This window comes from Acinetobacter sp. NS-4 (genome assembly GCF_037402435.1).
Taxonomy (GTDB): Bacteria; Pseudomonadota; Gammaproteobacteria; order Pseudomonadales; family Moraxellaceae; genus Acinetobacter.
Window position 1 is genome coordinate 42176 of record NZ_JBBEUE010000022.1, and the last position, 12190, is coordinate 54365.

Sequence of the window (12190 nt, forward strand, 5' to 3'; positions counted from 1 at the left end):
AAAAAATAACGTAAAAACCCAAAAATGGAAGAATTTCTGCAATGTGATCAGACATATAGCGATGGTTAGCTCATCATTTCTCTACTTTGGGTATGTAAACAGATTGCAGTAAATAAATTAGAAATTGACATTCTGCTTAACCTCAAGGCGCAGCTATCTACACATTTTTCTCGATCCTTAAAATATGTTGCTATTTTCTCTAACTCATCCACTGAATATTCTGAAGCTAGCTGCAGGGCACCAGTCTACTGAATAAGCCAAACGACCCACCCGAGTGGGAGCTTGCAGTTATCACCACCCGAGATATTGCGCCTTTAAAATATTTGTATAATCCTGCCATAGCCAGATAAAAACTCAGGGTTAAAGCACCGCACCCTCTAGAAAAATGCAGCGCTGGTCTTATGTTCAGGATGGCTGTTCAGCGGTGGCAATGTTCAGCTTTAAAGAGCATCCAACAGCTAGGCAAAAATGATGGGTTGGATAATCAACTTTTCACTCTTAACCTTTGTGGATCATAAAAAGGCAACTCCACCACTTTGGCTTTCAGGCGTTTTTTAAGACCATCCAGTTGTCCAACTTCGACAGCGGTGCCTGTTAGGGCATACTGCGGTGCAAGGCGGCACAGGGCAATCTGTTGCTGCAGTAAAGGAGAGTTGGCTGCACTGGTCACCACACCCACAGGAAAACGTCCGACATAGACCGGGTCGCCATGCTGGACCGCTTCATTGCCCTCCAGGACCAGGCCCATGAGTTTATGCCGGCTTTCCGGCGCCTGATTTTTCATGGCCTGTTTGCCGATAAAATCTTCTTCCTTGGTTTTCATCGGTACCGTGAAACCAATGCCGGCTTCATAGGGATTGGTTTCAGCTGAAAACTCATGCTGTGCAAAGATCAGCCCAGCTTCTATGCGCAATAGATCCAGGGCATCAAAACCGAGCGGAGCAATGTCATATTGCTGGCCTTCCTGCCAAACGGCATCCCAAAGCTGTTCGGCATGGCTAGGATGACACCAGACTTCAAAGCCCAGCTCCCCGGTATAGCCGGTGCGTGATACCATGACCGGAATCCCGTCTGTACCGCCCAGCTTGCCGAGGGTAAAGTGGAACCATGCTAATTTTTCTACGCTTGGCTGATGTTCAGGCGTCCAGATCAGTTGCTGCAACAGCGCACGGCTGTGCGGACCTTGCACTGCAATATTGTGAATATGCCGGGATGAATTGCGGATGCTGACTTTATAGCCATGCTGCTGTGCCAGCTGTTTCAGCCAGGTTCCTGAATATTCATCACCGCAAATCCAGCGGAAACAGTTTTCACCCATGCGGAAAATCGTGCCGTCATCCACCATGCCGCCTGTTTCCAGACAGGAGGCCGAGTAGGCAATTTCACCCACCGCCAGTCTGCGGATATTGCGGGTCAAGGCATACTGCATAAAAGCTTCTGCATCCGGGCCGGTAATTTCAAATTTGCGCAGCGCGCTTAAATCGATCATGGCGACCCTTTCACGGCAGGCCAGATATTCCGCTTTGGCACCCCAGCCGTCGTATTCATTGGCAATCCAATAGCCGTGGTACTCACTGATTTTTGAAGTAAGCGCTTGGATGCGCGGAAAAAATCCTGATGCTTGGGTCATGCGCGGCAGTTCCTCGGGGTCAATTCGATAATGCTGGGAGCGTGGGAAATGCTGATCCTGATCATAAATCCGGACCAGAATATCCGTCGGTACCCAGCCATTGGAAGGATCAATATCGTCAGGGCAGGCAGATGATGCACAGAGCAGATCGCGGTGGGCACGCAGCAGGACATAATCTCCCGGTCTGGACCACGGTTCTGCCATGCTGATTGCACCGCAAGGTTCAACAAAGGTGTTGTAAAACAGGTTAATGGCAGGCCATGCATTGCGGCTTTGGATGCCAAAAGGCTGCAGAACCTGGTTAAAGTTATCGGTGCAGGAAATGTGGCCAAAGTAGCCGGAATCGTTATAGAACTTCGGACTGCAAGCACTCAGGAACATATCGTGCCGACCCACGGTGTCTTGAACCACTTCGGCCAGCGCTTGCAGATCTGAGGCAAAAAATTTAGAGTGCAGCCCGGGAGCCGGGGTGGCATGCCCCAAAATGGTCCGGGTGGCCATGGCATCCAGACCCAGTTCTTGGCCTTGGGCTAAAGCCTGGGCATCAAAGGCTAAAAAATCGGAACACTGCTTGCCCGACAAGTCGATAATTTGAATCCATTGGCCCGCTTTAACGCTATACGTCCGTGCTGAAGCACGCGGTATCAGAATTTCCTGCACCGGTTTGGCTAAAGGCTGCGGCAAATAATAATGCACGGGCTGGGCTTTAAATAGCGTCACTGGCACTTCATCTATGCAGTACTGCTGCTGTACATTCATGTCCAGGCCAGTATTGAACACGATGACTTGAATTGCCGCCGACGCCTGAAAAATGCTCTTTCCAGGGCTGTGCAAGGTCAGCGCCTGCTCCAGCCAGTCAGGCTGTATGGCATGCTGTGTTAACTGCTGTTTCAGGCGCTGGCCTGAGGCGCTGGCCTGATTTAACTGCGCAAGCGTAGCCCGAGCACCATTGGCCACCAGAAGGGATTCGGCCTGTAGTGCCTGCAGCAATTCCGGCCTAAGCTGCTGTTCTGTATTGAAAATAAGTAGATCAATACTCTGTTGTTCAGGTAAGTCAAATTGAATGCGATCGCCCGCATCCAGGTCAAAAATGTGCATGTACTGTGCATCTGCGCGCAAATACAGTTCATGGATTGGCTGCTGCAAATGAATATATTCATCTGTCACTGCAGTGGCTAAAGCTGAAGTAAGCGTTCCCATAGATGAGCCCAAAGCGTCCCGCTGGTTCTGATGCTATTCATTTCACACATATTCTGCTGGCACAGCAATTTCTCCAGAGGTATACCCTGAATAGGGTAGTGCTGGATTTTGGCATGATTCCTGCTCAAATAATTTAACTGTAAAGAATAATTCAGCAGCATGGCGCATCTTGCGAGTGAAGTGATGAATGACGGCAAAATAGAGACAGAGCGTGCCATAAACCAGGCAGGTGATTTAGATCAGACCCAACGGCTGCTTCGCCAGAGTGAATTGACGCTGTTTTATCTGCAGGCCAAATTAAAGCTGATGCAGATTCAGTATCCCAAGGCCGAATTGCCACTTTTTCTGCAATGGCTGAAACAGCATTTTCCTGTGCCGGGCTTGCCGGAATATTGTCTGGTGATGTGCTATCCCTTCACTCAGGAATGTTTCATTTTTCATGCCTTGGCGCAACCGCTGGCGCAGTCTGAGGTACGTCTGCTCCAAGAGCAGCTGCTACCTCGCTCCATCTCTGTGATGCAGCAAGATGTGCCGCTGCTGCTGGACCAGCATGATTGCCTCCCGCTGTTTACAGGACAGAATTTTGCAGTCTGGCGAGTCTATTTAAACTATTCGGCAGCCCAGCCGGTGGAAGCGGAGCTACTGCAGCAGCTGGATCAGGCTTTGCAATCGGGCTTTCAGGAACGCGCGCTACAGCAGGAGCGCATACAAACCATATTGCAGCAGGAGCGGCGTGATTTTTCGGCCGACTTACATGACAGTATTGCGCAAATTATTGGATTCTTAAGATTGAAATCTGCGCAGCTGAACCAACAATGCAAACAGCAGCCTGGCTATGCACCGCTGCTGGAACAGACCGAGGAACTGGCAGCTTATACCCATTATGCTTACCAGCAGGTGCGTGAATTGATTACCGCCTCACGCTTAACCTATCAGGAACTGGATTTTTTCACCGCGCTGAAAAAAATTATTGCCGAATTTGAACATCAGTCCAGTGTGGCCTTTGAACTGGATAACCGTATCCCGCAGCTGAAAGTCAGTGCCAGACAGTCGGTACAGCTGCTGTATATCATCCGTGAAAGCCTGAGCAATGTTGTGCGTCATGCCCATGCCAGTACAGCTGTCATTTCTGTAAAGCGCAATTTCACTCAGCAGCTGCACATTCAGATTGCAGATAATGGCCGCGGCATACAGGCAGGGCGGAAACGGCCGGACAGTTTCGGACTGGAAATTATGCAGGAACGAGCCGAACGGATTGGTGCTGTGCTCAGTATCCGCCCGAATCAGCCCTGCGGCACCTGCGTTGAACTGATATTAGACCTGAGCACTGGAGGGGAATGAGATGAATAAAATTGCAGTCAGTATTGTAGATGACCATGCGCTGTTCAGGCGCGGTGTGGCGGATATTATCCGCCAGTCCGAGCATTTTGATGTACAGCAGGAATACAGCTGCGGATCAGCATTTCTGTTAGCACTGGACACTGCGAACATTGAATTGCTGCTGCTGGATGTACAGATGCCGCAGATGAGCGGCATTGAGGTACTAAAATGCATCCGGGAACGCAATGCCGATCTTAAAGTGATTATTTTAACCGCCAGCCTGGAGGACAGCATTGTATTGGATGCCATTCGTCTGGGTGCCAATGGCTTTTTGCCCAAAGATACCTTGCCGGAAGATATTCTGCTGCAACTGCATCAAGTCATGCAGGGCAGGACCGTATTGCATGCCGATGGAGTCGCTTTACTGGCCCAGCAAGTCCGACAGCAGACGGCACCCTTAGCCGCTGCCTTGCATAAAACCTCTGAACAGGTGCTATTGCAGCGCAAACTGCTGTCGGAAATGACGCAGCGGGAGCAGGAAACGTTAAAGCTGATTGCCAAAGGATTGAATAATAAACTGATTGCCCGTGAATTAGGCATTAGTGACGGTACGGTAAAAGTCTATGTGAAAAGTCTGCTACGCAAACTGAATGTACATTCACGGCTGGAGCTTTCCGTGTGGGTGCATCAGCAGCTTAACACTGCAGATTTTGATATTTATCCCTCGTCTTCCGTTTAAGGTTCACCGTGCGAGTAATGCTGATATGTCGAAAATAGCGCTGCCCTCCAGCAAAGACGGGCTGAATATGGACTTGAATCAGGATTGGCCTGAACTGTTTGACCAGTTTGCCGATATTGCACTGTTGCTGGATAGCCATGGCACGATTCAGCGCAGCAATCGTACCTGGCACAACTTGCTACAGTTGCAACCGGATGCTGCAGCACAGCGCTTACCCTTAAGCTACTGGCTGTATTCCGAAGATAGTTTGACCTTCCAATGTGCCCTCATGGCCGGACGGCCGTGTAAGCTGGCACTGCGCCTGTTAATTCCGGAACAGCCCTTGGTGTGGTTTGATCTGTCGCTGCAGCCGATCTGTGCCGGTGCCGGAAAAAACCAGTTGCGGGGATGGTGCATTTTAGGCACGGAGCAGACGCAAAAAATCCGGCAGCAAGAACTGCAGGATGCACAGCAGCGCAGTCTGCATGATTTGCTGTCGCGCCTGCCGGTCATGCTGTACCGCTCACGCAATGACTGGAACTGGACCATGGACTATGTCAGCAGCGGCTGTCAGCAGATAACCGGTTATCGCAGTGAGCTGCTGATCAATACGCCGCGCTATGGACAGCTGATTCATCCCGATGACCAGCAGTATGTCTGGGACAGTATCCAGTTGGCTGTGCAGCATCATCGCGTATTTCATTTGCACTACCGCATTGTCACTGCCCAGAACCGCATACAGTCGGTACAGGAAATCGGGCAGGGCCTATATTCGCAAAGTGACATGGTGCTGGGTCTGGAAGGCGCTGTATTTATCCAAAACTGAGGGCATGCAAGTCGCTAAAGCGGCATGACCCCAGGTCAGTATCCCATTGTGCATACCCCATCTGAGGAATTTCGAAATAATCTAGGTCTGTCTAAGGTAATGGCATCACGGCAGTTTTGTTTAAAACAGATCACATGGAGATTCACCATGAAACGAGTTGCAATTATTGGGGCAGGGCCAAGCGGGATGGCGCAACTGCGCGCTTTTCAATCTGCGCAAAGCAAGGGCATCGAAATTCCGGAAATGGTATGCTTTGAAAAGCAGGCCGACTGGGGTGGTCAATGGAATTATACCTGGCATACCGGCCTGGATAAACATGGTGAACCGGTGCATAGCAGCATGTACCGTTACCTGTGGTCGAATGGCCCGAAAGAATGTCTGGAATTTGCAGACTATACCTTTGATGAGCATTTTGGCCGGCCGATTGGTTCTTATCCGCCACGTGCCGTGCTGTGGGACTATATCAAAGGCCGGGTAGAAAAAGCCGATGTACGCAAATATGTCCGCTTCAACAGCGCGGTGCGCCATGTCGAGTTTCACCCTGACAGCAAGCAGTTTTCAGTGACGGTGCATAACCATGTCACCGACGAGATGTATACCGAGACTTTTGATTTTGTGGTGGTGGCTTCAGGCCATTTTTCTACCCCAAAAATTCCTGAATATGAAGGTTTCGGCAGTTTTGGCGGACGGATTTTACATGCCCATGACTTCCGTGATGCACTGGAATTTAAAGGTAAAAATGTACTGCTGGTCGGCAGCAGCTATTCTGCTGAAGATATAGGTTCACAATGCTATAAATATGGTGCAAAGCAGATTATCAGTTGTTACCGCAGTTCACCGATGGGCTATCACTGGCCAGAAAATTGGTCAGAGCGTCCGCAACTGCTGCGGGTCGATCAGACCCATGCCTATTTTGCTGATGGCAGTTCGGCCGAGATTGATGCCATTATTTTATGTACCGGCTATTTGCACAGTTTCCCTTTCATGTCGGAAAGCCTGCGTTTAAAAACCGATAACATTCTCTATCCGCTGCACCTGTATCAGGGCGTGGTCTGGGAAGCCAATCCGCAGCTATTTTATTTAGGCATGCAGGATCAGTGGTATTCCTTCAATATGTTTGATGCACAGGCCTGGTATGCGCGCGATGTGATGCTGGGTAAAATTGCCTTGCCGAGTTTTGCCGAGATGCAGGCCGACACCCAAGCCTGGCATGAGGAAGAAAAAACCCTGCAGGATGCAGCAGCCATGTTCAAATTTCAAGGCGACTATATTATGCACCTGATTGATCAGACCGATTATCCAAGCTTTGATATTGAAGCGGTGCGGCTGACCTTTTTGCAATGGAAAAAACACAAGCAAGAAAACATTATGGCCTTCCGTGACAATACCTACTGTTCATTGATGACCGGGACTATGGCAACGCCGCATCATACGCCCTGGATTGATGCCCTGGATGACTCCCTGGAGGCTTATTTACAGACCGAGGCAGACCTACAGCAAAAGGCAGGTTAGGACGGTCAATGCTTGATCCGCCACACTGCCGGGCAGACCCACAAAATATAGTAACAACCTGGTATACGTTTCTTCTGCAGCAGCTGGTTTCCAGCTGCTTTTTTTATGTCCGCATTCGCTTAAAAACCTCCCCCGCATGCTGTGCTTTACCCCTTAGTGGGTATGATTTAGAGGGAATGGTCAGGCGGCGTAAAAACCTTTAAATATCTGATTATGTAGTTCTTATATGAGGTTTCTCAAATGATGGAAGCCATGCACAGTACCCCCAGATATCAAACTGTAGAAACGCTGCACTGGAATGCACCCAAGTATGTGCTGGTGTTGCAGCATGCAGCATCAGCAGTGACACAGCAATTAACCGAAATGAGCAAACAGCATCCGCAAACGCTGCAGCTGATGCTGGACAGTCAACAAGATCCAGCCTTGGCTGGCTTGCTGCATGAACTAGAGACCGTGCTGCAGCAGGAAAAGGCTGGCGTGCGTGCCGTGGTCTGCGGTGATGAATCCTTTGTTTGGACAGTACAGCAGTGCCTGGTGGGTACGGGCTGCCTAGATGAGGAAATCAGCTTGATTGCGGATAGCTCCAGCCTGCAAAACCCACGTAAAAAAGTCTACTGCGTGCACTGCGGTCATACCCAGCACACGGTTAAAGACGAGCTCTGTAGCTGTGAACAGTGTCAGGTCGAACTGCTGATCCGCAGTCATTTTTCTGAACGCCTTGGCGCCTATATGGGAGTCTGTGCCAATGCGCATCAACCTATGGGAGCACTCAGCGCATGAATCCAACCGTTCCTGTCCATGTGACCCGCATTCATCAAGTTACCCCGATGATTCGCGAATTTACCTTGGCCGCTTTAGATGCCCCCTTGCAGCCGTTTTCCTCCGGCAGCCATGTGATTGTGCAGCTGCCAGTTGAAGGCCGCATCATCCGCAATGCCTATTCATTGCTGAATGCCCCGTATGAGCAGCACCAGTATCAAATTGCGGTACGCTTGCAGGAGAACTCGCGCGGCGGATCGCAATACCTGCATGAAAAAATTCAGGTGGGCGATACCCTAAATATTTCTGCGCCGCTGAATTTATTTTCCCTCAATTCTCAGGCCCAGCACCATGTATTTATTGCCGGCGGCATCGGCATTACCCCGTTCCTGTCGCATATGAAATACCTGCTGCATGCCGGACACAGTTTTGAACTGCACTATGCCTGTCGTGACGGCATCAGCAATGCCTATGAAGATATGCTGATGCAGTTGTTCCGTGACCAGGTACATATTTATTCGGAAAAAAACCAGCGCCGTTTGGACATAGCAGCACTGCTGGGCCAGCAGTCTCTCGGCAGCCATGTCTATATTTGCGGGCCAGAGCGCCTGATTCATGCCGTTGTTGACTGTGCGCAAATGCTGGGCTGGTCAAAAAAACGTGTGCATTGGGAAGCTTTTTCTTCGCCTGCACCTGGAGTCGCATTTGATGCCGTGCTCAGTAAAAGCCAGCGCCGTATTCATGTGCCCGGCGATTTCAGCCTGCTGGAAGCACTGGAACAAGAAGGCATTGAGGTACCCAATCTCTGCCGCGGTGGCGTATGCGGTCAATGTGCCACCTCATACAGCCAAGGCGAGGTGGAACATCTGGATCATTATTTAACGGTGCAGGAGCGCTCGGCGCAGTTGATGCCTTGCGTTTCGCGTGCCAAACCAGGCCATTGCCTGCATTTAGACCTATAGCTTTGGGAGATTACGATGACGGTTCAATTTAACCCCAATGAAAATATGCATGATCAGTTTCACTACCATAACAGTGCAAAGGCGATTGCCCGTTTTCCTTTTCCATTTCCCGAAGACCAGTATATGTATTCGGTGAATATTGAGCCTGTTGTTTCAAGGCCGGATAGTATTTTCGAGCATTGGTTTGATGTGGATGAGCATTATGTAACGGACATGAACGAACGCCGCTTAACCCTGGAACAGGACCCGAAACGTTGCATTATCATGCCGCACATGCATCAAGCCAGCTGGGACTTTTTGGAAATGGTGATGCTGCGTTATGCGCAAGACTACCCTGAACATTTCCAGCTGGAGCGCGATGGCCTGAACTGGCACTGGGTCAACCAACCCTTAAATATCGATGTCCATTTTATTTTTGGTCAGGCAAACAGCTTGCCGATGGATCCGTTTGAATTTATCAGCCGCCAGTTTCAAGGCGATGTTGCCTTGCTGGACCAACGTGATGGCGATCTGTTTATGGATACTGGCATGATCACCGGCCCTGCAGACTGGTCACTGAATTTTGATGCTGGCATGAGTTTTAAGCAATGGCATGCACCTGTACCAAAGCTGGCACATAACCTGGGGGTGTTTGAGCGCGCACTCAAATTCTTGCTCAACATTCAGGTTGGTCAGCCCTACCGGCGTCTGAATTGGACCATGACCATCAATCCGCGTATGGATACTTCCTCGGAAACCTATCATTTATGGGGACATGAACGCGGTCTGGTCACTGCGGAAAATGCCGGTGAACTGGTGCATTTGCGGGTGGAGCTGCAAACGATGCCGCGTCTGGCGCGCAGCAATGCACTGCTGTTCAGTATCCGCACTTATCTGATTAGCCTGAATGATTTGACCCGCAATCCGGCATGGGCCAAGCGGCTATACCGGGTAATCCGCGATTTGCCTGAGCCGATCGCAGAATACAAGGGCATCAGTGAATATCGTGAACCGCTGGTGCAATGGCTCAGCCAGTTCGATGGCGTAGATGAATAACAGCTCAGTTTCAAAAATTAAGTAATCAGCACATTTTAAAATATTCAATAAGGAAGACCTGTATGGCAAACTCTTGGCGTATTTCTGCATTGGCAGCCCACCACCGTCAGCTCGGTTCAAAATTAGAAGACTGGAACGGCATGGGAACGGCATGGACCTATGATTCGGATATTGCAGATCACTATACGGCCATCCGTACCAAAGCCGGCTTGATGGATGTTTCGGGCCTGAAAAAAGTCCATTATGTCGGCCCGCATGCGGAAAGCCTGCTGGAATATGCAACCACCCGTGACATTTCCAAATTGTATCCCGGAAAATCCGTATACGCGACCATGCTGAATGAGCAAGGAAAATTTGTGGATGACTGCGTAATTTACCGTACCGGGCCAAATGCCTTTATGGTGGTGCATGGCACAGGTATTGGCTATGAAATGCTGATCCGTTCAGCGGCTGGGCGTCAGGTTGCGGTACTGTTTGATGATGACCTGCATGATTTATCGCTGCAAGGGCCATTGGCAGTAGACTATTTAGCTCAACATGTCGCGGGCATTCGTGATTTACCCTATTTTCACCATCTGCAAACCAAACTGTTTGGCGCGCCTGTCATGATTTCACGTACCGGCTATACCGGCGAGCGCGGCTATGAAATTTTCTGTAAGGCTGCCGATGCACCGATGATCTGGGAAACCATTCTCAGTACCGGCGCTGAATATGGCATTATTCCCTGTTCATTTACCACGCTGGACTGGCTGCGTACCGAAAGTTATTTACTCTTCTTTCCGTATGACAATTCAGAATATTTCCCCTTCGAGAATGATGTCTGCGGTGACACCTTGTGGGAACTTGGCCTGGATTTCACGGTGTCACCGCATAAAGGCGAATTCCGTGGCTGCTATGAGCATCGCCGTTTAAAAGGCAAAGAACGCTTTAAAATCTTCGGTGTATTGCTGGAGGGCAATCAGGTGCCTGCAATGGGAGATACCTTATGGGACGGCAATCAGCAAGTGGGGGTCATTACCTGCGGCATGCATTCGCCGCTGACCGGTAAAACCGTGGCCATCGCACGTCTGGATGTACCTTATGCAGAGCAGGGCAAAGCGCTGCAGGTCAAAGGCAGCCTGGAGGTGAATGCAATCGCGCATACCTTGCCATTTGATGATCCAGAGAAATTAAAACGTACAGCAAAAGGCTAAGTAGCCAGCAATCCACTCGGCCTAAAAAAATCCTGCAGTTAGCAGGATTTTTTTAGGTGTTCTATTTGACCAGTTTGAGCAGCCGATGAGTCTGGAGCTGAGCCTGCTTTAAACTTATGGGAAGCCGTTTTCATATTCCCTTTTATTTGAATGACCGCATGGACATGGCCTGTGATGTAGACATGTAGCAAGTTGCAACACATCTCGAGGATAGCGGCATAGTCACAGCCGTAGAAGGGATTTTAGAACCCATGAACAAGGGCAGAAACGGTGCAATAGGCTTTCAGAGGGATAGTCAGAATTGTACCCGGCTGGCAATAAAAGAGTTGAGTTCAGTCTTATGTGTCCCCAAACCCCACTTGCCGGGTAATTCAGTGTTTAACTTCTTGGGGCAGCAGCAAATCGGGGGATAGGGAGGAGATGAAGCACAACGTTAAATGGCATCCATACCGGTTTCACCTGTGCGGATACGTATCACTTGTTCCAGTGCGCTGACAAAAATTTTACCGTCACCAATTTTGCCCGTAGCGGCAAATTTGCTGATAATTTCAATCGCTGATTCGACCTGATCGCTCCGGACGGCCACTTCCAATTTCACTTTCGGCAAAAAATCGACCCTGTATTCGGCGCCTCGGTACATTTCGGTATGGCCTTTTTGACGGCCTGCGCCTTTGACTTCGGTCACGGTCATACCATGAATGCTGTGTTTGTTGAGCTCTTCACGGACATCGTCCAATTTGAATGGTTTGATAATGGCGGTGATCAGTTTCATACAGTACCTCTTAATTTTATTGTATTCATTTTCATTCTTGAGCAAGATTTATTTTGCAAGAATGATGCCATTTTTCATTTTAAAATCATATTAATAGCAATCGATACAGCTGTACGGCCAGCATAGTTGCTAGCTGAATGGCCATACAGCTGCATCGGTGGAGTTCTCAGCCTTCACTTAGGCCCTATTTAAATACCACCGTACGGTCATCATTAAGGAATACGCGGTGTTCAACAAAGTATTTCACCGCTTTGGACAGCGCA

Annotated in this window: 10 protein-coding genes; 8 read left to right on the forward strand and 2 right to left on the reverse strand. The window is 49.6% G+C overall.

Features of this window, described 5'->3' with window-relative positions:
• Nucleotides 1–484: 484 nt before the first annotated feature.
• A complete protein-coding gene (locus tag WAE57_RS14290; RefSeq protein ID WP_337711097.1) occupies nt 485–2830 on the reverse strand; it encodes a DUF1989 domain-containing protein in 2346 nt (781 codons plus the stop codon).
• Between the two features lie 159 nt (nt 2831–2989).
• Between WAE57_RS14290 and WAE57_RS14295 the strand changes: the two genes are divergently transcribed.
• The 8 genes from WAE57_RS14295 to WAE57_RS14330 all read left to right on the forward strand — a co-directional run bounded on the left by WAE57_RS14295 (nt 2990) and on the right by WAE57_RS14330 (nt 11155).
• On the forward strand, nt 2990–4171 hold the full coding sequence (locus tag WAE57_RS14295; protein ID WP_337711098.1) for an ATP-binding protein: 1182 nt from the start codon (nt 2990–2992) through the stop codon (nt 4169–4171).
• 1 nt (nt 4172) lies between these two features.
• Nucleotides 4173–4889 (forward strand): response regulator transcription factor, encoded by a 717-nt coding sequence (locus WAE57_RS14300; RefSeq protein ID WP_337711099.1) that lies wholly within the window; start codon nt 4173–4175, stop codon nt 4887–4889.
• A gap of 25 nt (nt 4890–4914) precedes the next feature.
• A complete protein-coding gene (locus WAE57_RS14305) occupies nt 4915–5694 on the forward strand; it encodes a PAS domain-containing protein (protein ID WP_337711100.1) in 780 nt (259 codons plus the stop codon).
• Between the two features lie 147 nt (nt 5695–5841).
• Nucleotides 5842–7206, forward strand: a complete 1365-nt coding sequence (locus WAE57_RS14310) for an NAD(P)/FAD-dependent oxidoreductase (protein WP_337711101.1) — start codon at nt 5842–5844, stop codon at nt 7204–7206.
• Between the two features lie 240 nt (nt 7207–7446).
• Nucleotides 7447–7986, forward strand: a complete 540-nt coding sequence (locus WAE57_RS14315) for a dimethylamine monooxygenase subunit DmmA family protein (RefSeq protein ID WP_337711102.1) — start codon at nt 7447–7449, stop codon at nt 7984–7986.
• Entirely contained in the window at nt 7983–8927 is a 945-nt protein-coding gene (locus WAE57_RS14320) for a PDR/VanB family oxidoreductase (RefSeq protein ID WP_337711103.1), read from the forward strand. The genes WAE57_RS14315 and WAE57_RS14320 overlap by 4 nt, the downstream gene beginning before the upstream one ends.
• A gap of 15 nt (nt 8928–8942) precedes the next feature.
• Nucleotides 8943–9962 carry a DUF3445 domain-containing protein gene (locus WAE57_RS14325; RefSeq protein ID WP_337711104.1) on the forward strand — a complete coding sequence of 340 codons (1020 nt, stop codon included), beginning with the start codon at nt 8943–8945 and terminating at the stop codon, nt 9960–9962.
• Nucleotides 9963–10024: 62 nt separating this feature from the next.
• Complete coding sequence (locus WAE57_RS14330) at nt 10025–11155, forward strand: aminomethyltransferase family protein (RefSeq protein WP_337711105.1); 1131 nt, start codon at nt 10025–10027, stop codon at nt 11153–11155.
• Between the two features lie 433 nt (nt 11156–11588).
• Here WAE57_RS14330 and WAE57_RS14335 read toward each other — a convergent pair whose 3' ends face one another.
• Nucleotides 11589–11927, reverse strand: a complete 339-nt coding sequence (locus WAE57_RS14335) for a P-II family nitrogen regulator (RefSeq protein WP_337711106.1) — start codon at nt 11925–11927, stop codon at nt 11589–11591.
• Nucleotides 11928–12190: the final 263 nt, after the last annotated feature.